The sequence below is a fragment of the Faecalibacterium gallinarum genome (assembly GCF_022180365.1).
GTDB classification, from domain to species: Bacteria; Bacillota; Clostridia; order Oscillospirales; family Ruminococcaceae; genus Faecalibacterium; species Faecalibacterium gallinarum.
On the sequence record NZ_BQKV01000017.1, the window covers coordinates 1 to 21,680 of the forward strand.

Below are 21,680 nucleotides of genomic sequence, written 5' to 3' on the forward strand. Positions count from 1 at the left end.
CATTCCCTGGCTGCGAAGCTCTATTATTTCCTTCTCGTGTTCCTGAATGTGGCTGTATTTTCTGGGCATAGCAAAGACCTCCTGTAGTAGTTTTATTCTACCACAGGAGGCCTTCTTTTTTCATTGTCTACTTTTACTGGAGCGGTTCACCTTTTCCAGGAGCGGAGCCTTTTTTATTGAATTGTGCGCTCGCTTACTTGAGCACCGCGCCCAGGTTGGCGCTGGTGACCATCCGGGCGTAGCGGGACAGCCAGCCGGTCTTGATGTTGGCCTCGGGGGCGACGTACTTCGCCTTCCGCTGGGCCAGAACCTCGTCCGGGACTTCCAGGGTGATCTTGGCATTGGGGATGTCGATGGAGATCAGATCCCCTTCCTCAATCAGGCCGATGGGGCCGCCGGAAGCTGCCTCCGGGCTGACGTGGCCGATGGCCGCGCCGCGGGATGCGCCCGAGAACCGACCGTCGGTGATCAGGGCCACGGTGGTGTCCAGCTTCATGCCCGCCAGAGCCGAGGTGGGGTTGAGCATCTCCCGCATGCCGGGGCCGCCCTTGGGGCCCTCGTACCGGATGACCACCACATCCCCCGGCACGATCTTGCCCGCGTAGATGGCCGCAATGGCGGTCTCCTCGCTGTCAAAGACCCGAGCCGGGCCGGTGTGCTGCTGCATCTCGGGGGCCACGGCGCTCCGCTTGACCACGCAGCCGTCCGGCGCAATGTTGCCCCAGAGGATCTGCAGGCCGCCGGTGGTGCTGTAGGGGTTGTCGATGGGCCGGATGGCCTTCTCGTTCAGGATATGGGCGCCCTGGATGTTCTCGCCCAGGGTCTTGCCGGTGACGGTCATCACGTCCAGATCCAGCAGGCCCTTCTTGGCCAGCTCGGCCTGAACGGCGGGGATGCCGCCTGCCGCGTAGAGGTCGGGCATATGGGTGGGGCCGGCCGGGGCCAGGTGGCAGAGGTTGGGGGTCTTGGCGCTGATCTCGTTGAAGAGGGCCAGGTCGATGGGTACCCCTGCCTCATAGGCGATGGCCAGCAGGTGCAGCACCGTGTTGGTGGAGCAGCCCAGGGCCATGTCGCAGGCCAGAGCGTTCCGGATGGACCGCTCGTTGATGATCTGCCGGGCGGTGACGCCCTTCTTCACCAGTTCCATGATGGCCATGCCGGCATGCTTGCCCAGATGGAGCCGCTTGGAGTAGACGGCGGGAATGGTGCCGTTGCCGGGCAGGGCGATGCCGATGGCCTCGCACAGGCAGTTCATGCTGTTGGCGGTGTACATGCCCGAGCAGCTGCCGCAGCTGGGGCAGCAGTTGCAGGTGCAGTCCTCCAGCTGATCCTCGGTGATCATGCCGGCTTTATAGGCGCCCACGGCCTCGAACATCTTGGAGAGGCTGACCTCCTCGCCGCCGTAGCTGCCCGCCAGCATGGGGCCGCCGGAGCAGACCACCGCGGGGATATCCATCCGCACTGCGGCCATCACCATGCCGGGGACGATCTTATCGCAGTTGGGCACCAGAACCAGGCCGTCCAGCTGGTGGGCCATGAACATGGTCTCCACGCTGTCGCAGATCAGCTCGCGGCTGGCCAGGCTGTACTTCATGCCCACATGGCCCATGGCGATGCCGTCGCAGACGCCAATGGCCGGGATCAGAATGGGGGTGCCGCCCGCCATCTCGACGCCCGCTTTGACGGCGTCGGCCAGCTTGTCCAGGTTCATGTGGCCGGGCACGATCTCACTGTAAGCCGAAACCACGCCGATCAGGGGGCGGTCCAGCTCTTCGGGGGTGTAGCCCAGGGCGTAAAACAGGCTTCGGTTGGGGGCGCGCTCCGAGCCTTTGGTCACGTTGTCGCTTCTCATCGGAATAACCTCCTCGAAAAACAAAGCGCCGGCTCCGGCGGCAGATGCGTCGAAGCCGGCGTTTCGCGGGTTGTAAATAGGGGGAGAGCTTACTTCTTCAGCCAGCTCATCATGCTGCGCAGCTCAGCGCCCACCTTCTCGATGGGGTGGTCGTTCTGGATGCGGCGCTGTGCCAGGAAGTGGACTTTCCGGCCGCCCTTATCGCTCATCTCGGTCAGGAACTCGGAGGCGAAGGTGCCGTCCTGGATCTCGGTCAGGATCTTCTTCATCTCCTTGCGGGTCTCCTCGGTGATCAGGCGCTTGCCGGTGCGGTAGTCGCCGTACTCGGCGGTGTTGGAGATGGAGTAACGCATCTTGGAGAAGCCGCCCTCGTTGATCAGGTCAACGATCAGCTTCATCTCGTGGCAGGTCTCAAAGTAAGCCATCTCGGGGGCGTAGCCAGCCTCCACCAGGGTGTCGAAGCCTGCGTGGATCAGCTCGCAGACGCCACCGCACAGAACCGCCTGCTCGCCGAACAGGTCGGTCTCGGTCTCTTCCTTGAAGGTGGTCTCCAGGATGCCGGCGCGGCCTGCGCCGATGCCGGAAGCGTAAGCCAGAGCGATCTCCTTGGCCTTGCCGGTGTAGTCCTGCTCCACGCAGATCAGGCTGGGCACGCCGTGGCCCTCAATGTACTGGCTGCGGACGGTGTGGCCGGGGCCCTTGGGGGCGATCATGATGACGTCCACGTTCTTGGGGGCCACGATGGTCTTGAAGTGGATGTTGAAGCCGTGAGCGAAAGCCAGAGCCTTGCCCTCGGTCATGTAGGGGGCAACCTGCTTGTTGTAGATGTCAGCGCACAGCTCGTCGGGCACCAGCATCATGACCACGTCGCCGGCCTTGGCAGCCTCCTCGACCTCCATGACCTTGAAGTTGTCGTGGGTCTCGGCGAACTTGGCGGCCTTCTCCCAGTGGCCGGAGCCCTTGCGCAGGCCGACCACCACGTTGACGCCGCTCTCGGCCAGGTTCTCGGAGTGGGCGTGGCCCTGGCTGCCGAAGCCGATCACGGCCACGGTCTTGCCGTCGAGGACGCCCAGGTTGCAGTCGCTGTCGTAGTATTTCTTGATTGCCATAGTGATGATCTCCTTTTTTGCAATTTTATAATTTTGGTGTTTCAAAGCAATCTATTTTTCGGCCCGCATCGGGGCGGAAAATCAGGCTCAGCGGGGGCAGCAGGTGCCGGGCAGAGGCAGCTGGGCCGCCCGGATCTCCTGGGCGGGCTTCTGCATGTGCTGGTGCATCCCGCCCCGCTCCAGGGCGGTGACGCCGGTGCGGCACTGCTCCAGAATGGTGTACCCCTCGAACATCAAGAGGAACGCATCGATCTTCTGGGGTTTGCCGGTCAGCTCAAAGACCATGCTGTCGGGGGACAGGTCGATGATCTTGGCCTTGTAGATGCTGGCGATCTCCCGCAGCTCGGCCCGGTTGGCCACGGTGGCGGCCACTTTCAAAAGCAGCAGCTCCCGCTGCAGGGTCTTGGCCTCGTCCAAGACAAAGACCTGGCGGGTCACCTCCAGCCGCTCGGTCTGGAGCAGCAGCTGCTCCAGCTCCCGCTCGTTGTTGGCCAGGACGGTAATGGTGATCCGGCTGACGGTGGGGTCGTTGGTGGCCGAAACGGTCAGGCTGTCGATGTTGAAACCCCGGCGGCAGAACAGGCTGGAAACCCGTGCCAGAACGCCGGACTGGTTATCCACCAAAAGGCTGACCACCTTGCGCTGTACAGTTTGTTGCATGGTTTTCCCTCCCTCAATCCATGATGATGTCGTTGATGTCGCCGCCGGCGGGGATCATGGGCAGGACCTTCTCGTCCTTGTCGATGACACACTCGATCCAGGTGGGGCCCTTGCGGGTCAGTGCCTCGGCGAAAGCGGCCTGGAACTCGGCCAGAGTCTCGCAGTGGTAGCCCTTCAGCCCGAAGCCCTCGGCCAGCTTGACGTAGTCGGTCTTGCGGTGGGGGTCGGTCTGGGAGTAGCGTTTGCCGTAGAAGCTGGTCTGCCACTGGCGGACCATGCCCAGCACCTGGTTATTAAAGATAACAGTGATGATGGGCAGCTCGTAGCTGACGGCGGTGCAGGCCTCGTTCAGGTTCATGTGGAAGGAACCGTCGCCGGTGAACATCACCACCCGCTGATCCCGCCCGAGGGCCATCTGGGCGCCGATGGCGGCGCCGTAGCCAAAGCCCATGGTGCCCAGGCCCCCGCTGGTGATGAACCCGCGGCTCTTGGCGTGGCGCAGGTACTGGGCGGCCCACATCTGGTGCTGGCCTACGTCGGTGACGTAGACGGCCTCGGGGCCGCACTGGCTGCACACCTCGCCGATGACCTGGTGGGGCATCAGGCGGCTGGGGTCGGACTTCGGATGGTAGTCGTGGGACTGCCAGTCGTGGATCAGAGCCATCCACTCGTCGTGCTGGGCGGGCTCGATCATGGGCAGCATGGCCCGCAGGATATAGGCCGCATCCCCCACGATGGACAGGTCGATGTCCACGTTCTTGCCGATCTCGCTGGGGTCGATGTCGATCTGGATGATGGTGGCTTTCTTGGCGAAGGTGCTGGGTTTCAGGGCCACACGGTCGGAGAACCGGGTGCCGATGGCGATGACCACGTCGGCCTCGTTGACGGCCCGGTTGGCGGTGTAGCAGCCGTGCATGCCGATCATGCCCAGATTCAGGGGGTCGCCGTAGGGCACCACACCCGCCGCCATCAGGGTATAGGTGGCGGGGATGCCGGCCTTGTGAACCAGATCCCGCAGGGGCTGGCAGCTGGCCGCGCTCCGGACGCCGCCGCCAAAGTAGATCAGAGGCCGCTGGGCGCCGTTGATAATCTCGGCGGCCTGGGCCACCCGCTCCTCGTCAAAGGTAGTGACGGTGCGGATCTGCTCGGGCTGCTGGTGGGTGAACTCGCACTTGTTGGCGGTGACATCCTTGGGGATATCCACCAGCACCGGGCCCTTGCGGCCGCTCTGGGCGATCCGGAAGGCTGCCCGCATGGTATCGGCCAGATCCTCCACCCGGCGGACGGTGAAGTTGTGTTTGGTGATGGGCATGGTGATGCCCTCAATGTAGGCTTCCTGGAAGCTGTCCCGGCCCAGCAGGCTGGTGCCTACGTTGCCGGTAAAGGCCACCATGGGGATGCTGTCCATATAAGCGGTGGCGATGCCGGTGACCAGGTTGGTGGCGCCCGGGCCGCTGGTGGCCAGCACGACGCCGGTGCGGCCGGTGGCGCGGGCGTAGCCATCCGCTGCATGGGAGGCGCCCTGCTCGTGGGCCGTCAGGATATGGGTGATCCGGTCCGAATTCTTATACAGTTCGTCGTACAGGTTCAGCACAGCGCCGCCGGGGTAGCCGAAAATTGTATCGACGCCCTGCTCGCAGAGCACCTCGACAAAAATTTGAGAACCGTTCAGCAGCATGATCTGTTTCTCCTCTCTCTTTTCGCTGAGTGATAGGGCGGGGAACAGGGGAACGGATAAAGAAAAAAGCCTTCGTCCCCTGCAAACCAAGAGACAAAGACCTTAACAATAAGCTCTCTGCGGTACCACTCTCGTTGACGCGGCGTTGGGCCGCGCCCGCTCGTAGGCCTCAAACAAGGCCCTGCATGGTAACGGATGCAACCGGCTCTGCTTACAAGGACAATGCCCTTCAACAGGCTGCTCCGGGAGGACTTCGCGCACGGCGTGTCTGCTGCCTCGCAGCGCCCGGCAGCTCTCTGAAAAACAGAGGTCATGCGTTACTTTTTCCCATCAGCGCATTTACATTTGTTGCAATTTACTATACTAAAAAGTTCCCGTTTTGTCAATCAATACTTTTGTCAAAGAGAACAAACTACAAGATGAAAAACATTCGTTATCTCTTGCAGGAATAAGGGCCCCGGGATATACTGATAAAGGAACAAACGACTGCCTTTTTGGCGCAAACCTGGATCAAAGGAAGCTGGTATCATGGAACTGAAAGAATGGAACGCCCGGCTGCACGGGCTTGTGATTTTTCGGGGGCTTTTGGCCGACCCGGTGATGGAAAAACTGGTCGCCCTGGTAGATACCGCCGCCCGGCTCGGCTGCACTGCGGCCGCCCTGGCCAGCGCGGCGGGGGAGTTTGAGGCGGCGCTGTTTGAGACCACCCCCAACTGGAGCGAGTATCTCTCAGCGGCTGTTTTGGAGAGCGAGAATATCTGTGTCCGCCGGTGGGCCCACGGCCAGCACCCGGCGGTGCTGGAAGGGGCGCTGAAAAGCGAGCTGGACTTTTTGCAGCAGCTGGGCGGCCTGACCCTGGAGGATCTGCTTTCGGCCCTGCCCGAGGCGGAGCGGGCGGCCCTGGCCTTCCTGCCCCGGTGGGAGACCGCCGAAACCGACCTTGCCGCCGCTTATCTCAAGCGCCTGGACCAGGTGGGCCGCAAGGGGTACGGAATGTTCGCCAAATACCACGTTTTCACGGTGGACGAGGGCCATCTGGTGCCGGTGAAATACCCCGATCCCCAGCGGCTTTCGGAGCTACCGGGCTACGAGCGGGAGCGGGAAAAGGTCATCGCCAACACCAAGGCCCTGCTGGCCGGGATGCCTGCCAACAACGTGCTGCTCTACGGCGACGCGGGCACCGGTAAATCCAGCGCCGTCAAGGCCATCGCCAACGAATACGCCGCCGAGGGCCTGCGGCTGGTGGAGGTCAAGAAGAACCAGCTCTACCAGATCCCCGACCTGATGGATAGCCTGGCGGCCAACCCCCTCAAGTTTATCCTCTTCATCGACGATCTGAGCTTTACGGCCAACGACGACAACTTCGCCGCCCTCAAGGCCATTCTGGAGGGCAGCGTGGGGGGCCGGGCCCAGAACATCGCGGTCTATGCCACCTCCAACCGCCGCCACCTGATCAAAGAGACCCTCACCGACCGCACCGGCGATGACATCCACGAGGCCGACACCCGCCAGGAGCTCATGAGCCTGTCGGCCCGGTTCGGCCTGACGGTCACCTTTCAGCGGCCGGAGAAGGCCCGGTTCGAGGCCATCCTCACCGAGCTGGCCAAGCAGTACGGGGTCCAGATGCCTTTGGATCAGCTGCTGGTCAAGGCCGAGGCCTTCGCCATCCGGGCGGGGGGCCGCAGCCCCCGGGTGGCCCGGCAATTTATCGAGCAGTGCATGGCCGGGGTGCAGAAATAACCCCACAAACTGGACCATAAATTCCCATACAAATAACAACGCCCCTGCCGGAGAAATGCGGCGGGGGCGTTGCTTGTTATCTTTGTGTCAAATTAGTTCCGGACGGCGATGCACTCAATCTCGACCCGGGCGCCCTTGGGGATGGCGGCTACCTGCACGCAGCTGCGGGCGGGGTAGGGCTCGGCGAACGCCTCGGCATAGACGGCGTTGACCGCTGCGAAGTCGTTGATATCGGCCAGGAAGATCACCGTCTTGACCACGTTGGCCATGGTCAGCCCGGCCTCGGCCAGGATGGCCTTCAGGTTGGCCAGGCTCTGGCGGGCCTGGGCCTCGATGGTGTCGGCCATGGCGCCGGTGGCGGGGTCTACGGGGATCTGGCCCGAGACAAAGACCATGTTCCCTAGGTCGATGGCCTGGCTGTAAGGGCCGATGGCGGCGGGGGCGTTCTGGGTGGAAATAACCTTCATGTTTCAGCTCTCCTTATTATGGTTTTGAAAAAATGGTTCAGGCCCGCTCGGTGACCAGCTGGAACCCGGCTTTGGTCAGCTCGGCCCGGATCTGCTCGATCTGGGCGGCGTCCCGGGTCTCGAGGCCCAGTTTCAGGAAACAGCTGGCGATGGGCATGTTGGGGTCGGAGCCATCGTACTGGACCGACACCACGTTGCCGCCGCACTGGGCCACGATCTTGGAGACCAGGGTCAGCTGGCCGGGCTTATCCTCCAGGGCGATCATCAGGTTGGCTTTCCGGCCGCTCATCACCAGGCCTCGGGTGATGACCCGGTTCAGGATGTTGACGTCAATGTTGCCGCCCGACACCAGGCAGACCACTTTTTTGCCCTCCAGCGGCAGCTTGTGGAAGAGGGCGGCGGCCACAGATACGGCGCCTGCGCCCTCGGCCACCAGCTTCTGATTCTCCATCAGGGAGAGGATGGCGGCGGCGGTCTCGTCCTCGCTGACGGTGACCACCTGGTCCACGTATTTTTCACAGAGCTCATAGGTCAGCTCGCCGGGGGTCTTAACCTGGATGCCGTCGGCAAAGGTGGAGGCGGTGGCCAAGGTCTGGTACTTGTGTTCCAGCAGCGAGAGGTACATGCTGGGGGCCCCGGCGGACTGGACGCCGTAGACCTTGACCTCCGGCCGGAGGGATTTGATGGCGAAGGCTACGCCCGAGATCAGGCCGCCGCCCCCGATGGGGACGATCACGGCGTCCAGGTCGGGCAGCTGGTCCAGGATTTCCAGGCCGATGGTGCCCTGGCCCGCGATGACCAGCTCGTCGTCGTAGGGGTGGATGAAGGTCATGCCGGTCTCGGCCTGGAGCTCCACGGCCTTGTCATGGGCGTCATCGTAGGTACCGGGCACCAGACAGACCTCGGCGCCCAGGTGCTTGGTGCTCTCCACCTTCATGATGGGGGCGCCGTCCGGCATGCAGACGATGCTCTTGATCCCCATCCGGGTGGCGGCCAGGGCCACGCCCTGGGCGTGATTGCCCGCCGAGCAGGCGATGACGCCCTTGGCCCGCTCCTCGGCGGAAAGCTGGCTGATCTTGTAATAAGCGCCCCGGACCTTGAAACTGCCGGTGGCCTGCAAGTTCTCGGTCTTGAGGTAAATCTGGCAGTCACTGGCCAGGCGGGGGGCTTCGATCAGGTCGGTTTTGCGGGCGACGTCTTTGAGCACAAAGGCGGCGTGGTAGATTTTATCCAGTGTCAGCATGGTAGTGCAACTTCCTTATCCTGAAAAATAGTCCGGGCGCGGCGCGCCCACCCAATGGGAAAAGCGGCCCCTTCTTTTGGGCCCGTGCGGTCGCTCGCACAGACGCGAAAGGAAAGGCCGCTTGCTCCCGGCGGGTACTGCCGGATGTTTTTTAGTATAAGATACCAAAATTGATTTGTCAAATGAAATGCATTCATCATAAACAGGAGCGAAAGCGGGAAAATCCTCTTTACAATTATATCGGCATCCGATATAATGAAGACGGATATATCGGTAGGCGATATAGTGAGAGGAGGGGACAGGATGAGCGAAACTTCGGCGTTGACCGAGGCGGTCTTTTATATTCTGCTCTCGCTGAACCAGCCGCGGCACGGCTACGGCATCATGCAGGAGACAGAGCGGATGAGCGGGGGCCGGGTGCATCTGGCGGCGGGCACCCTCTACGGGGCACTGAACACCCTGAGCGGCAAGGGCTGGATCGAAGGGGCGTCGGGCAGCGCAGACAGCCGCCAGAAAAAATATTGCATCACCCCGGCGGGGCAGGCGGTGCTGCGGCAGGAGCTGGTCCGGCTGGAGGAGCTGGTCCGCAACGGGCGGGCCGTGCTGGGAACGACAGAGGATAAGGAGGGCGAGGAAAAATGAGCGAAGCGGGAAAGAACCGAAAGACGGTCTGGAGAGTTTATTGGCTCTGGCAGTACGAAGAGGAAGAAGCCTGGCTTAACCGGATGGCGGCCGAGGGCTGGGTGCTGGAAGAAGTGCATTTCTTCCGATATGTGTTCACTCGCTGCCAGCCGGGGGAGTACACCGTCCGGCTGGAGATGATGAACGGCAGCCCGGAAAAAGAAGAAAACCAGGAGTACATCTGGTTTGTCCGGGGCACCGGCGCAGAATATGTGGGCAAGCTGAAAAACTGGATCTACTTCCGCAAAAAGACGGTGGAAGGGCCCTTTGAGCTGTTCTCGGACCTGGACAGCCGCCTGACCCATGTGGAGCGGGTGCTCTGGCTGGCAGCGACCCTCCTGCTGGTTATCGCTTTCGGTACAATGAATATGATGGTTCAGGTTATTTCTTTGAGAGATGGGCAGATGGACAATGGCAACGGCTTTCTCTTGATTCTCTATCTCTTTATGCTTCTGTGGATAGGACGCGGGACATGGAAACTCTGGGCCCTACGGAAAAAGCTCAAGGAAGAACGCAGCCTGCGGGAATAAGATTTATATTCCACTGGTAAAACCCGCAGAATGCGGGTTTTGTCTGAAAAGTTTTTTGCGCCGCTTTTTTTCAAAAAAGCGGCAACGTTCTCCAAAACAAAAGACAGCGGCCGGATGCGGAAATCCGATCGCTGTCTTTCTTTGTTTGGTTGTTTATATTAGCCCAATGCTTCCAGGATGGCGTCGCCCATGCCGGAGCAGGAGAGGCATTTGCAGCCCTCGCTCATGTTGTCGGCGGTGCGCAGGCCCTTGTCCAGCACAGCCCCCACCGCGTTCTCGATGGCGTCGGCCTCCTCGGCCATCCCGAAGCTGTACCGCAGCATCATGGCCGCCGAGAGGATGCAGGCCGTGGGGTTGACGATGTTCTGGCCCGCGATGTCGGGGGCGGAACCATGGATCGGCTCGTAGAGGCCCCGGGTGCCCTCGCCCAGAGAGGAGGAGGGGATCATCCCGATGGAACCGGTAATCATGGAAGCCTCGTCCGAGAGGATGTCGCCGAACATATTCTCGGTGACGATGACATCGAACTGAGCCGGGTTCTTGACGATCTGCATGGCGCAGTTATCCACGAACATTTCGCTGTACTCCACGTCGGGGTACTCGGCCTGGAGTCGGTGCATGACGCTCCGCCACAGACGGCTGGTGTCCAGGACGTTGGCTTTGTCCACGCAGCAGAGTTTCTTGCGGCGCTTCTGAGCGGTTTCAAAGCCGATCCGGCCGATCCGCTCGATCTCGTGCTCGGAATAGGGCATCAGGTCCACCGCCTGCTTTTCGCCATTGGGCAGGGTGTCGGTGCGGTGTTCACCGAAGTAGACGCCGCCGATCAGCTCCCGCACGATGATGAAGTCGATCCCCTTTTCCACGATCTCGGGCTTCAGGGGGCTGGCCGGGGCCAGCTGGGGCCAGATCTTGGCGGGGCGGTTGTTGGAATAGAGGCCCATCCCGGCCCGCAGCCGCAAAAGGCCCTTTTCGGGGCGCTGCTCGCCCGGCAGGCCCTCCCACTTGGGGCCGCCCACCGCGCCCAGCAGGACGCTGTCCGCTGCCAGGCATTTGTCCAGCTCCTGCTGGGGCAGGGGATCGCCGTATTTGTCGATGGCCTCGCCGCCCATGGCCGCGTCGATGTACTCGAACTTGTGGCCGTATTTCTCGGCTACCCGGTCCAGCACCCGCAGGGCCTGTTTGACGATTTCGGGGCTGGCGCAGTCGCCCCAGATGACGGCAATTTTCTTTTCCATTCGGATAAACCCCCTTTGGCTCAGCCTTTGGCTTTGATGGAGTTCATCAGGCCGCCGGCGGCGATGATCTCCTGGATGAAGGGCGGGAAGGGCTCGGCCTGGAAGGTGCGGCCCGTGGTCTCGTCGGTGATGACGCCGGTGTCAAAATCCACGCTCACCAGATCCCCGGCGGCGATGGCGTCGGCTGCCTCGGGGCACTCCATGATGGGCAGGCCGATGTTGATGCTGTTGCGGTAGAAAATCCGGGCGAAGCTCTTGGCGATGACCACCGAGATCCCGCTGGTTTTGATGCAGAGGGGGGCGTGCTCCCGGGAGGAGCCGCAGCCGAAGTTCCAGCCGCCCACCATCACGTCGCCGGACTGAACCTTCTTGACGAAGTCGGCGTCAATGTCCTCCATGCAGTGGGAGGCCAGCTCTTTGGCGTCCTGGGTGTTCAGGTGGCGGGCGGGAATAATCACGTCGGTGTCCACGTTGTCCGGATATTTAAAAACATGACCTTTTGCGTTCATAGTACAGCAGTCCTTTCCTGTTGGGTGTGGCGGCTCAGACGGTGCGGGGGTCGGTGATGTATCCGGTCAGGGCCGAGGCGGCTGCCGTGGCCGGGCTGGCCAGGTAGACCTCGCTCTTGACGTGGCCCATCCGGCCCACGAAGTTGCGGTTGGTGGTGGAAACGCACCGCTCGCCCTCGGCCAGGATGCCCATATAACCGCCCAGGCAGGGGCCGCAGGTGGGGGTGGAGACGATGCAGCCTGCATCAATGAAGGCCTCGGTCCAGCCCCGCAGGATGCACTCTTTGTAGACGGCCATGGTGGCGGGGATGATGATGCCCCGGACGCCCTTGGCGATGTGCTTACCCTTGAGGATGTTGTAGGCGGCCTCCATATCTTCCAGGCGGCCGTTGGTGCAGCTGCCGATCACCACCTGGTCGATTTTGATCTTGCTGCCCTCGGCGGCGGGGTGGGTGTTCTCGGGCAGGTGGGGGTAGCTGACGGTGGGCTCCAGTTTCGACAGGTCAATCTCGATGACCTGCTCGTACTCGGCGTCCTCGTCGGCGGTGTAGTAGACCGGCTGGCGCTGGCTGCGGCCCGCCAGGTATGCCTTGGTGACCTCGTCCACCGGGAAGATGCCGTTTTTGGCGCCGGCCTCGATGGCCATGTTGCAGACGCAGAGGCGGTCGTCCATGGTCAGGCTGGCCACGCCCGGGCCGGTGAACTCCATGGACTTATAGAGAGCACCGTCCACACCGATCTGGCCGATGATGGAGAGGATCAAATCCTTGCCCGAGACAGGAGGCTGCAAAGCCCCGGTCAGGACGAACTTGATGGCGGCGGGGACCTTGAACCAGGCCATGCCGGTGGCCATGCCTGCGGCCATGTCGGTGGAGCCGACGCCGGTGGAGAAAGCTCCCAATGCGCCGTAGGTGCAGGTGTGGCTATCGGCGCCGATGACGCAGTCGCCGGCGGTGACGATGCCCTTTTCGGGCAGCAGGGCGTGCTCAATGCCCATCTGGCCCACGTCATAGAAGTTCAGGATATCGTACTTGTTGGCGAACTCCCGGCACTGCTTGGACTGGGTGGCGCTCTTGATGTCCTTGTTGGGGACGAAGTGGTCCAGCACAATGGCGATGTGCTCTTTGTCAAAGACCTGGTTGAAACCGGCCTTCTCGAACTCGTTGATGGCCACCGGGGTGGTGATGTCGTTGCCCAGGACAATGTCCAGCTTGGCGTTGATCAGCTGGCCCGCCTTAACCTCCGGGAGGCCGGCGTGGGCGGCGAGGATTTTCTGTGTCAGGGTCATTCCCATGATGCTCTCTCCTTTTATCCTAAGATCCGTTCGAGGTTACTTGCCGTTGATGGCCGAAAGCAGGGCTTTGGTGCCGGCCACAATGATGTCGGTGTCGGTGCCCGCGCCCCAGGTGGTGGAGCCGTCGCCCCAGACCAGGCTCACATAGGAGGCCGCGCGGGAGGTGGAGCCGCCGTCCAGGCTATGCTCCGAATAGTGGTCCAGATGGAAGTCCATGCCGGTGGCGCTCTGGATGGCGTTGGCCACGGCGTCCAGACGGCCGTTGCCGATGGCCACCACTTCTTTCCGCTGGCCGTTCCGGTCCAGGGTGACGGTGGCGGTGATGCCGTTTTTCTGGGCGTAGTGGACTTCCACAATGTCCAGAGGTTTATTCTTGTTGAGGAACTCACGCTCGAAGATCTCGCAGACCTCGGCGGCGCTCAGCTCCTTGTGGCTGTGATCGGACACGCCCTTGACCTTGTAGCCCAGGGCCTCCCGCATCTTGGGGGGCAGGTTGTAGCCGTAGTTCTGCTCCAGCACAAAGCCGATGCCGCCCTTGCCGCTCTGGCTGTTGATCCGGATGACGTCGGCGTCGTAGGTGCGGCCGATGTCGTGGGGGTCCACCGGGATATAGGGGCAGGTCCAGCGGTGCTCGCCCTTCTCCCGGCGGTAGGCCATCCCCTTGGCGATGGCGTCCTGGTGGCTGCCCGAGAAGGCGGCGAACACCAGCTGGCCCGCGTAGGGGGTGCGCTCGTAGATGTGCATCCGGGTCACCCGCTCGTAGGTCTCGCAGATGGCGGGCATATCGGAGAAGTCCAGCTTCGGGTCCACGCCGTGGCTGTACATGTTCATGGCCAGGGTGATGGCGTCCACGTTGCCGGTCCGCTCGCCGTTGCCGAAGAGGCAGCACTCGATCCGCTGGGCCCCAGCCAGGACTGCCAGCTCGGCGCAGGCTACGCCGGTGCCCCGGTCGTTGTGGGGGTGTGTGCAGAGGATGACGCTGTCCCGGTAATGCAGGTTCTTGCTGCAATACTCAATCTGGTTGGCGTAAACGTGGGGCATGCTCATCTCCACGGTGACCGGCAGGTTGATGATCATGGGCCGGTCGGGGGTGGGCTGCATGATGTCCAGCACTGCGTTGCAGACCTCCACGGCGTACTCGGGCTCGGTGCCGGTGAAGCTCTCGGGGCTGTACTCAAAGAGGAAGTTGCCCTCGTACTCCTCGCTCAGCTGCTTGACCAGGGTAGCGCCGTCGGTGGCGATCTTCTTGATCTCTTCCTTCGACTTGTGGAACACCTGCTCTCGCTGGGCCACCGAGGTGGAGTTGTAGAAGTGGATCACCGCCCGGGGTGCGCCCTTGACGGCCTCGAAGGTGCGGCGGATGATGTGGTCGCGGCACTGGGTCAGAACCTGGACGGTGACGTCCTCGGGGATCATGTTCTGCTCGATCAGGGTGCGCAGGAATTCATACTCGGTGTCGCTGGCGGCGGGGAACCCCACCTCGATTTCCTTGAAGCCGATCTTCACCAGCATCTGGAAGAACTCCAGCTTCTCGTCCAGGCTCATGGGGACGATCAGGGCCTGGTTGCCGTCCCGCAGGTCCACGCTGCAAAAGGCGGGGGCCGTCTCGATGTGGTCCTTTTTCACCCAGCTGTCGTAGCCGGCGGGGGCGGGGTAGTATCCCGGTGCGTACTTGGTAGCGTCCATCATAGTCATTTCCTCCAAAACAGGCGGCATTTGCGGGGCCGCGAAATAAGATACAGGAAAAATGCGGATCAAAAAAGGCTCTCGTCTTTCAAGGCGAAAACCTTGAGAGACGAGAGCCTGTAAATTCTAATACAAGGCGGCCCGTGGTACCACTCTCTTTGCCGCAGAAACTGCGGCCACTCATCACGATCGGCTTTTGGCGGCGAATCGCTGCCCCTGTAACGGTGGGCGTCCGTCAGGGCCTACTGAAACAATGGTTCAGCCCTGCCGCTCAGGGGCCAGTAGGCAATTCCTCCCGCACCGCCTCGCACCACCCGGCGGCTCTCTGCAAACGGAACAAAATTGTTTTTTCCCCGTCAACGCATTTGATGCTGTTTTTGAAAAACTGGTGTTATTTTAACACACTGAAGTGGGCAAGTCAAGGGGCTTTTGGAGTTAAAGACAAAATGTGAAGTTTTTTCAAATAAAGCGTGTTTTTGTTGCAAATCCGCAGGGAGATGCACTATATTAGTATAAGAAATATAAATTTAAAGGGTGCTTCTATCTTGGCAACCGGACAAAGAGGCAATTATGGAACATTTTGTGAATTTTATTGATGTGTCGAAGTATTACCAAACCGGCAGCGTACGGATCAACGCCGCCGACCACATGAATTTTTATGTGGATAAGGGCGAGTTCTGCATCATCGTGGGTCCCTCGGGCGCGGGCAAGACCACCCTGCTGAATATGCTGGGCGGAATGGACACCTGTGACGAGGGCCGGATCATTCTGGACGGCCAGGAGGTCAGCCGTTTCACCGAAAAAGAGCTGACCAGCTACCGCCGGTACGACGTGGGGTTTGTGTTTCAGTTTTATAACCTGGTGCAGAACCTCACCGCCCTGGAAAATGTGGAGCTGGCCAGCGAGATCTGCAAGCACCCCCTGGACCCGGCGGAGACGTTGCGCAGTGTGGGGCTGGGGGAGCGGCTGAACAACTTCCCGGCCCAGCTGTCGGGCGGCGAACAGCAGCGGGTGTCCATCGCCCGGGCCCTGGCCAAAAACCCGAAACTTCTGCTCTGTGACGAGCCCACCGGCGCGCTGGACTACAAGACCGGCAAAGCGGTGCTGGCCCTGTTGCAGCGCACCTGCCGGGAGACGGGGCGGACGGTCATTGTCATCACCCACAACACCGCCCTGACCGCCATGGCCGACCGGATCATCCAGGTGCGCAGCGGTCAGATCCTGTCCAATGAGGTGAACGAACATCCTGTGCCCGTAGAGCAGATCGAGTGGTGAGAACCGTGTTGAACAAAACGTATCGTAAAAATATCTGGCGGGAGATGGGGCACGCCAAAAGCCGCTTTATCTCCTTTTTTGGCATCATCATGCTGGGCGTCATGATGCTCACCGGTCTGATGAGCGTCGGCCCCGATATGCGCCGGGCCCAGCGGGTCTATTTCGAGCAGCAGAACCTCTTTGACCTGCGGGTGGTCTCCACCCTGGGCCTCAACGAGGACGATATTGAGGCCATTGCGGCCACCGAAGGGGTCAGCGCCGTTATGCCGGTGAAGTCGGTGGACTGCACCGCCACCATCCAAAAGAGCGACGTGCTGACCATCCGGGTTCAGCAGCTACCCCCGGACCCCGCAGCCGAGACCGAAGAAAACATGAACCGGGTGGTTCTGTTAGAGGGCCGGATGCCCGAAGCGGAGGGCGAATGTGTGGTGGCTGCGGTGGGCACCGGCAGCGCCCCGGCCATCGGTAGCGTTTTGACCCTCTCCGGGGCAGAGGACGCCCTGCCCGCCGAGACTCTGACGGTGGTGGGCATCGTCCAGGACCCGCTGCATTTTTCCATCGATAGTGACAGCAGCACTGCCGGCACCGGCAAACTGAATCTGGTGGTCTTTGTGGCGGACGGCAGTTTTACCGCGGATTATTATTCCTCCTGCTACCTCAAGGTGGCAGATGCCGCCCAATATGAATACGGCACCGACCAGTACACCGACGCGGTGGAGACGGTGAGCCAGCGGCTGGAGGAAATCAGCGAGACCCAGTCGGCCCAGCGCCGGGAGGAGCTGATCGACAGCGCCGCCGCCGCCCTGGAAGACGCAAAAGAAGAATTTGCCCAGAAGGAAGCTGAGGCCAATCAGAAGTTCGCCGAGGCCGAGGCTCAGCTGGCCGAGGCCGAGCAGCGGCTGGATGCCGCCCTGGCGGAGCTGAACGCCGGCGAAGCGGAATACTCCGCCGGCCAGGCCCAGCTGAACCAGCAGAAAAACGATTTCCCCGGCACCATGTCCAGCGGCGCAGAAGAGATTCTGAACGGCCAGGAGCAGGTGCTGGATTTTGAGGATCAGCTTCAGCAGATCAAGCTTCTGGTCAACCTGAAAAAGGTGGCCGACCCCATGCTGGAATACGCCGAGGGGATTCTGGAAAACGCCCGCCAGGCTCTGGAAGATGTGGAACCCGACGACCAGGAATACACCGAGCTGCGGGATCTTTTGGCCCGGGCCCAGAACCTCTATGACAATACGTATAACCAGCTGGCCAGCTACCAGGCTCAGCTGGACGAGGGCAAGGTCCAGATGTATCAGCAGGGGCTGATCTCCTCCCCGGATCTCTCCAACGAGCAGCTGGTCACCGAGGCCGAGGCGGCTCTGCGGGAGATGAAGCTGGCCCTGTTGGAAGGGCAGCTGGCCCTCAACACCGGCAACGCCACGGCCTGGGTTTCCTTTGACCAGGCCGAGGCCCAGCTGGCCGCCGCCCGCAGCAAGCTGAATGCGGGCTGGATCGAGTACAACGAGGGCGCCGCAGGGCTTGAGACCGCCAAGGAAGAGTTCGCTGCCCAGAAACAGGAAGCCGAGGCCCAGCTGGCCGAGGGACGCAAACAGATCAACGACGCCGAGGAACAGGTGGCCAAGATCGAATCCGGCGAGTGGTATGTGCTGGACCGCGGAACAGTCACCAGCATCGTGACCTTTGAACAGAACGCCGACCGGATCGAGGCCATCGCCCGGGTCTTCCCGGCCTTCTTCTTCCTGGTGGCGGCCCTGGTGGCCACCACCACCATGACCCGCATGGTGGATGAAAACCGGCTGCAAATGGGTACCTTGAAGGCTCTGGGCTACTCCAATGTTTCCATCGCTTCCAAGTACCTGATGTACGGCCTGACCGCCAGCCTGCTGGGCTGCATTGTGGGCATGGTGATCGGCTTTGTGGCCCTGCCTCTGGTGGTCTGGAACGCCTACGCCACCGTTTATACCCTGCCCACCTTCCGCCCGGTGTTCTACCCGGGCCTGGCGGCAGCGGGCGTGCTGCTGAGCGTAGCGGTAGTGGGCCTGACCACTCTGGCGGCCTGCCGCGCCTGCCTGAAAGAGAAATCCGCGGCGCTGCTGCTGCCCCGGGCCCCGGTGGCCGGCAAACGGATTCTGCTGGAGCGGATGCGCTTTATCTGGAGCCGGATGTCCTTTACCCAAAAGACCACCGCCCGGAATATGTTCCGGTATAAAAAGCGGTTCTTTATGACCGTCCTGGGCGTGGCCGGTTGTACGGCCCTGCTGCTGATTGGCTTTGGCTTGCAGGATTCCATCGGCGACGTGCTGGATAAGCAGTTCAACGAGCTCAACCACGGCGATCTGACCATCTCCCTCTCGGACGAAAAGGCCCTGACCATGGAGCAGGGGCTGGGCGAACTGCTGAATAGCAGTACCCAGATCGAGCACTGGGGTGCCTTCTATACCCGCACCGTCTCGGTCTCCAATGCCGACGGCCAGGAGAGCAGCCTGACCCTCATCGGTGCAGAGGATCCGGAGGAAATGGCTGCCTGCTTTACCCTCCGCACCCGGGTGGGGCAGGAGGAAATCCCGCTGGACGATTCCAGCGTCATCCTGACCGAAAAGACCGCCGAGTCCCTGGATCTGGATGTGGGAGATACCTTCTGGGTCCAGACGGTGGACGGCGGCCGGCTGGAGCTGACCCTCACCGGCATCACCGAGAACTATCTCTTCGCCCGGATGTTTGTCTCCGAGCCCATTCTGGAGCAGATTGTGGGGGGCGACGTAGCCTGGAACACCGTCTATGCAGCCACCACCTGTGCCAACAGCGCCGAGCGCACCAGCCTGAGCAAGGAGGTCATGGCCTGCAACTATGTCAGCAGCACTTCCTTTGCCGAGGAGACCGCCAGCATCTTTGACAACACCATCGAGTGCATCAACTATGTGGTCATCGTGGTCATCGCCTGTGCCGCGGCTTTGGCGGCTGTGGTTCTCTACAACCTGATTACTGTCAACCTGGCCGAGCGCCGGAAAGAGCTGGCCACCATCAAGGTGCTGGGCTTCTACGACAAGGAGGTCTACCGCTATATCTTCCGGGAGATTGAAATGCTCAGCCTCTTCGGTTCCATGGCGGGCCTGGCCATCGGCCTACCCATGTACCAGTTCATCATCCGCACGGTGGAGAACGACCAGATGATGTTTGTCCGGACCGTGGAGCCCACCAGCTTTTTGTTCAGTGTGTTGCTGACCATGGTCTTTACCCTGGCGGTCTGCTACGGAATGCGCCGTCAGATCTGGGGCATCAGCATGGTGGAGAGCATGAAGGCGCCGGAATAAGAAATCCGGCCAGAGTTTACAAAACCTTCATAGAAATAAAATAGTTTGCTCGAAAAGTTCTGGTATTCTCTAATCACAGCAAAGCGGAGCCGCAACCGCTGAACTGGCACATGATTCCTCCTTTACACACCAAACCAGATACCGCAAAAACGCCCCCTGCGTACCGCAAGCGCAGGGGGCGTTTTTCCGTTGTTGATTCAGTTTTAAAGCGGGGACGAATCGTCCTTGGATTTGGGGGGCGGGGCGTTCAGGCCGGGGGCCCGATGGGCGGACCAGATGGCGAACAGGGCGCTCATCCCCAGGGCCAGCAGAGCGCCGATGCTGGTGTCCAGAATGCGGTCGATGGTGTATTGGATGTACCGGTCCTGGGGCACCGTAAAGATGACCACAAAGTAGACCACCGTCCCGGCGGGGACTGCATCCACTGCGCCCACCAACAGGCCCAGGTAGATCACCAGGAACAGCCCCGCCAGCAGGCAGAGGTCCCGGGGCAGATGGCCGGGCGCCAGGTTGTAGAGGTAGTAGAAGGGCAGGGCCAGCACCCCGCCCAGCAGGGTACCGATGGAGCGGTTGATGCCGCTGTGGAGCCCGCCCCACAGGCCGGTGCCCATGCCGAACACGGCGCCGATGCAGGCGAAGCAGGGGTTGCGGTCCAGCAGGTCATAGCAGGTGATGATGATGGCCGCCGCCAGGATCGCCAGCCCCAGCTGGGTGTAGACGCTCTTGCTCCGGGGGATATTCGGGTGGAAAGGCAGCAGGTTGTGCATAGAATGACCCTCCGTTTGGGTATAGATGGGAAAACATAACGAAAAACCCGATGCTCTTGTGAAGCACCGGGTTTTTGGTGGGCGCGGGTGGATTCGAACCACCGAAGCTGAAAAGCAGCAGATTTACAGTCTGTCCCCATTGGCCACTCGGGAACACGCCCTTATTCTTTTTGCCGGCCGGAACCGGACGACTTCGATAGTATAGCACGAAACAGAGCGCTTGTCAATGAATTTGGGAGAAAAAATCTGGAAAAATCGGGGAACCGGGGAGAAAATTCCCTTGTTTCAGAGCATTCCCTGTTAAAACGATAGGAAATTTGCAAGATCGAAAAAAATTGATATGATTATACTTGACAAACTTACTAGGGATTTGATATCATCCGATTTAGTAAAATTTCCCTTTACAAAAAGGAAAACAAGATGGAGGATATACAGTATGAAAAGCAAAATCGTACTTATCGCAGCCATTTCGGCCGCGACTCTGGCTCTGGTTGGCTGCGGCAAGGCTGCCACTACGGAGCAGAAGACGGAGGCTGTGAAGGCCGACGGCACCTACACCGCACAGATGGATGACGCTTCGGCCGAGGCGGCTTACGGCTGGCGGGATCAGCTGGTGGTGGAGTACAAGGACGGCAAGGTGGTGTCCGCTGTGTTTGAGAGCTACGACGCAGACGGCAACAAAAAGAGCGAGATCTCTCCGGAGGTCTACCCCATGGACCCCGCTCCCGCCGACTGGATGCCTCAGCTGAGCGAGAACATCGCCAAGGCAGAGACCGCCGAGAAGATCGACGGTGTGGCCGGCGCCACCATGGCTTCCAACAACGCCCGCGCTATGATGGCTGCCATTGAGGCTTCCGGCGAGCCGGACGAGGTCCTGGTTGTGGCCGAGACCGAGGCAGCTGAATAAAGGATTTTGCTTCTTTTGCTTTTTGTAGTTTTATAAATGAAACAAGGGGCGGAACTCCCCCCGAGCCCTTGACAGAAAGACGCACCGAACCCAGACCACGAAAGGTCTGCGCCCGGTGCGTTTTTGTTTTAGCGGAAAAGGGGCGGAGCACCAGGCTTGACAAAAACGGGGGCGCTTTGTATAATGAGTAACTGGTTACTTATTTCAGAGCTTTCGATTGACTGAGGTGTTTTGATCATGATGCCCTTTGGCTTGAAAATTGCGATTATCAATCGGGCTTTTCGCAAGAAACTCGATGAAAAGGCACAAAAAATGGGGCTGACCTCGGTACAGCTCCGGGTTTTGGGGTCGATCAGCCGCCTGGAAGCCGCTGGTGAAACCGAAATCCACCAGAACGATCTGGAACAGCTGGAGCACATCACCCATCCCGCTATGACCAAGCATATCCAGCAGCTGGAAAAAAAGGGTTTTGTGCAGTGTGTTTCCAGCGAAAGAGACCGGCGTTACAAGAAAATCATCTGTACCGAGAAGTCCTCTGGGATTTACAGGATGATTCTTGCCCACGATCAGGAAGTCTTTGAGGAGCTGTGCGGGACTTTGACCAAAGAGCAGCAGCAGACTCTGAACCAGATCGCAGATTTGATTCTGAAAAACATTGATTCAAACTGACGCCTTTGTGGCCCGGGCAGTGAGCTGAGGGTTCTTTCAGCCCACTGCCTGTTTTTTGGTCAAATAA

General features: G+C 60.7%; 18 protein-coding genes, 1 tRNA gene and 2 other annotated features. Of the genes, 7 read left to right on the top strand and 12 right to left on the bottom strand.

Annotated elements, in window-relative coordinates; genetic code table 11:
* Positions 1-193 precede the first annotated feature (193 nt).
* The 4 genes from ilvD to ilvB form a co-directional block, all read right to left on the bottom strand.
* Positions 194-1,852 (bottom strand): dihydroxy-acid dehydratase, encoded by a 1,659-nt coding sequence (ilvD, locus tag JCM17207_RS01675; RefSeq protein WP_238315840.1) that lies wholly within the window; start codon positions 1,850-1,852, stop codon positions 194-196.
* A gap of 89 nt (positions 1,853-1,941) precedes the next feature.
* Complete coding sequence (gene ilvC / locus JCM17207_RS01680) at positions 1,942-2,961, bottom strand: ketol-acid reductoisomerase (protein ID WP_238315841.1); 1,020 nt, start codon at positions 2,959-2,961, stop codon at positions 1,942-1,944.
* A gap of 87 nt (positions 2,962-3,048) precedes the next feature.
* On the bottom strand, positions 3,049-3,621 hold the full coding sequence (gene ilvN / locus JCM17207_RS01685; RefSeq protein WP_238315848.1) for an acetolactate synthase small subunit: 573 nt from the start codon (positions 3,619-3,621) through the stop codon (positions 3,049-3,051).
* A gap of 13 nt (positions 3,622-3,634) precedes the next feature.
* Positions 3,635-5,299 (bottom strand): biosynthetic-type acetolactate synthase large subunit, encoded by a 1,665-nt coding sequence (gene ilvB, locus JCM17207_RS01690; RefSeq protein WP_238315857.1) that lies wholly within the window; start codon positions 5,297-5,299, stop codon positions 3,635-3,637.
* Positions 5,300-5,385: 86 nt separating this feature from the next.
* Positions 5,386-5,642 (bottom strand) — a binding site (T-box leader).
* A gap of 185 nt (positions 5,643-5,827) precedes the next feature.
* Here ilvB and JCM17207_RS01695 point away from each other — a divergent pair.
* Complete coding sequence (locus JCM17207_RS01695; protein WP_238315859.1) at positions 5,828-7,039, top strand: ATP-binding protein; 1,212 nt, start codon at positions 5,828-5,830, stop codon at positions 7,037-7,039.
* A 92-nt stretch (positions 7,040-7,131) separates the two neighbouring features.
* On the opposite strand, the gene JCM17207_RS01700 is transcribed toward JCM17207_RS01695, so the two are convergent.
* Together JCM17207_RS01700 and ilvA are read right to left on the bottom strand one after the other, a co-directional pair.
* Positions 7,132-7,506, bottom strand: coding sequence for a RidA family protein (locus JCM17207_RS01700; RefSeq protein WP_238315861.1), 375 nt, complete (start codon positions 7,504-7,506; stop codon positions 7,132-7,134).
* Positions 7,507-7,543: 37 nt separating this feature from the next.
* Complete coding sequence (gene ilvA, locus JCM17207_RS01705) at positions 7,544-8,749, bottom strand: threonine ammonia-lyase (RefSeq protein ID WP_238315863.1); 1,206 nt, start codon at positions 8,747-8,749, stop codon at positions 7,544-7,546.
* A 303-nt stretch (positions 8,750-9,052) separates the two neighbouring features.
* Here ilvA and JCM17207_RS01710 point away from each other — a divergent pair, with 303 nt between their 5' ends.
* Together JCM17207_RS01710 and JCM17207_RS01715 are read left to right on the top strand one after the other, a co-directional pair.
* The gene (locus tag JCM17207_RS01710; protein WP_238315865.1) at positions 9,053-9,391 is read left to right on the top strand and encodes a PadR family transcriptional regulator; all 339 of its coding nucleotides are present in this window, start codon (positions 9,053-9,055) and stop codon (positions 9,389-9,391) included.
* Entirely contained in the window at positions 9,388-9,960 is a 573-nt protein-coding gene (locus tag JCM17207_RS01715) for a DUF2812 domain-containing protein (protein ID WP_238315867.1), read from the top strand. The genes JCM17207_RS01710 and JCM17207_RS01715 overlap by 4 nt, the downstream gene beginning before the upstream one ends.
* 158 nt (positions 9,961-10,118) lie before the next feature.
* On the opposite strand, the gene leuB is transcribed toward JCM17207_RS01715, so the two are convergent.
* The 4 genes from leuB to JCM17207_RS01735 are packed head-to-tail and all read right to left on the bottom strand — an operon-like array spanning position 10,119 to position 14,687.
* Entirely contained in the window at positions 10,119-11,195 is a 1,077-nt protein-coding gene (leuB, locus tag JCM17207_RS01720; RefSeq protein WP_238315873.1) for a 3-isopropylmalate dehydrogenase, read from the bottom strand.
* 20 nt (positions 11,196-11,215) lie between these two features.
* Positions 11,216-11,704: a 3-isopropylmalate dehydratase small subunit gene (leuD, locus tag JCM17207_RS01725; protein ID WP_238315875.1), complete on the bottom strand. Its 489-nt coding sequence runs from the start codon at positions 11,702-11,704 to the stop codon at positions 11,216-11,218.
* Between the two features lie 34 nt (positions 11,705-11,738).
* On the bottom strand, positions 11,739-12,998 hold the full coding sequence (gene leuC / locus JCM17207_RS01730; RefSeq protein ID WP_238315878.1) for a 3-isopropylmalate dehydratase large subunit: 1,260 nt from the start codon (positions 12,996-12,998) through the stop codon (positions 11,739-11,741).
* 36 nt (positions 12,999-13,034) lie between these two features.
* The gene (locus JCM17207_RS01735; RefSeq protein WP_238315880.1) at positions 13,035-14,687 is read right to left on the bottom strand and encodes a 2-isopropylmalate synthase; all 1,653 of its coding nucleotides are present in this window, start codon (positions 14,685-14,687) and stop codon (positions 13,035-13,037) included.
* 99 nt (positions 14,688-14,786) lie between these two features.
* Positions 14,787-15,053, bottom strand: a binding site (T-box leader).
* A 201-nt stretch (positions 15,054-15,254) separates the two neighbouring features.
* Here JCM17207_RS01735 and JCM17207_RS01740 point away from each other — a divergent pair.
* On the top strand, positions 15,255-15,959 hold the full coding sequence (locus JCM17207_RS01740) for an ABC transporter ATP-binding protein (protein ID WP_238315883.1): 705 nt from the start codon (positions 15,255-15,257) through the stop codon (positions 15,957-15,959).
* Between the two features lie 44 nt (positions 15,960-16,003).
* On the top strand, positions 16,004-19,270 hold the full coding sequence (locus JCM17207_RS01745; RefSeq protein ID WP_238315891.1) for an FtsX-like permease family protein: 3,267 nt from the start codon (positions 16,004-16,006) through the stop codon (positions 19,268-19,270).
* A gap of 203 nt (positions 19,271-19,473) precedes the next feature.
* Here the strand turns inward: JCM17207_RS01745 and JCM17207_RS01750 are convergent, their stop codons facing one another.
* Both JCM17207_RS01750 and JCM17207_RS01755 read right to left on the bottom strand, forming a co-directional pair.
* On the bottom strand, positions 19,474-20,037 hold the full coding sequence (locus JCM17207_RS01750) for an FUSC family protein (RefSeq protein WP_238315893.1): 564 nt from the start codon (positions 20,035-20,037) through the stop codon (positions 19,474-19,476).
* 75 nt (positions 20,038-20,112) lie between these two features.
* Positions 20,113-20,198, bottom strand: a tRNA-Tyr gene (locus tag JCM17207_RS01755).
* Between the two features lie 275 nt (positions 20,199-20,473).
* On the opposite strand from JCM17207_RS01755, the gene JCM17207_RS01760 reads away from it, so the two are divergent.
* Positions 20,474-20,944, top strand: coding sequence for a hypothetical protein (locus JCM17207_RS01760; RefSeq protein WP_238315894.1), 471 nt, complete (start codon positions 20,474-20,476; stop codon positions 20,942-20,944).
* Positions 20,945-21,256: 312 nt separating this feature from the next.
* The gene (locus JCM17207_RS01765; RefSeq protein WP_238315896.1) at positions 21,257-21,613 is read left to right on the top strand and encodes a MarR family winged helix-turn-helix transcriptional regulator; all 357 of its coding nucleotides are present in this window, start codon (positions 21,257-21,259) and stop codon (positions 21,611-21,613) included.
* The last annotated feature ends 67 nt before the right edge of the window (positions 21,614-21,680 follow it).

Coding starts and splice junctions, on each gene's coding strand:
- ilvD (WP_238315840.1), bottom strand. CDS start 1,852: ATGAGAAGCGACAACGTGACCAAAGGCTCGGAGCGCGCCCCCAACCGA.
- ilvC (WP_238315841.1), bottom strand. CDS start 2,961: ATGGCAATCAAGAAATACTACGACAGCGACTGCAACCTGGGCGTCCTC.
- ilvN (WP_238315848.1), bottom strand. CDS start 3,621: ATGCAACAAACTGTACAGCGCAAGGTGGTCAGCCTTTTGGTGGATAAC.
- ilvB (WP_238315857.1), bottom strand. CDS start 5,299: ATGCTGCTGAACGGTTCTCAAATTTTTGTCGAGGTGCTCTGCGAGCAG.
- JCM17207_RS01695 (WP_238315859.1), top strand. CDS start 5,828: ATGGAACTGAAAGAATGGAACGCCCGGCTGCACGGGCTTGTGATTTTT.
- JCM17207_RS01700 (WP_238315861.1), bottom strand. CDS start 7,506: ATGAAGGTTATTTCCACCCAGAACGCCCCCGCCGCCATCGGCCCTTAC.
- ilvA (WP_238315863.1), bottom strand. CDS start 8,749: ATGCTGACACTGGATAAAATCTACCACGCCGCCTTTGTGCTCAAAGAC.
- JCM17207_RS01710 (WP_238315865.1), top strand. CDS start 9,053: ATGAGCGAAACTTCGGCGTTGACCGAGGCGGTCTTTTATATTCTGCTC.
- JCM17207_RS01715 (WP_238315867.1), top strand. CDS start 9,388: ATGAGCGAAGCGGGAAAGAACCGAAAGACGGTCTGGAGAGTTTATTGG.
- leuB (WP_238315873.1), bottom strand. CDS start 11,195: ATGGAAAAGAAAATTGCCGTCATCTGGGGCGACTGCGCCAGCCCCGAA.
- leuD (WP_238315875.1), bottom strand. CDS start 11,704: ATGAACGCAAAAGGTCATGTTTTTAAATATCCGGACAACGTGGACACC.
- leuC (WP_238315878.1), bottom strand. CDS start 12,998: ATGGGAATGACCCTGACACAGAAAATCCTCGCCGCCCACGCCGGCCTC.
- JCM17207_RS01735 (WP_238315880.1), bottom strand. CDS start 14,687: ATGATGGACGCTACCAAGTACGCACCGGGATACTACCCCGCCCCCGCC.
- JCM17207_RS01740 (WP_238315883.1), top strand. CDS start 15,255: ATGGAACATTTTGTGAATTTTATTGATGTGTCGAAGTATTACCAAACC.
- JCM17207_RS01745 (WP_238315891.1), top strand. CDS start 16,004: ATGGGGCACGCCAAAAGCCGCTTTATCTCCTTTTTTGGCATCATCATG.
- JCM17207_RS01750 (WP_238315893.1), bottom strand. CDS start 20,037: ATGCACAACCTGCTGCCTTTCCACCCGAATATCCCCCGGAGCAAGAGC.
- JCM17207_RS01760 (WP_238315894.1), top strand. CDS start 20,474: ATGAAAAGCAAAATCGTACTTATCGCAGCCATTTCGGCCGCGACTCTG.
- JCM17207_RS01765 (WP_238315896.1), top strand. CDS start 21,257: ATGGGGCTGACCTCGGTACAGCTCCGGGTTTTGGGGTCGATCAGCCGC.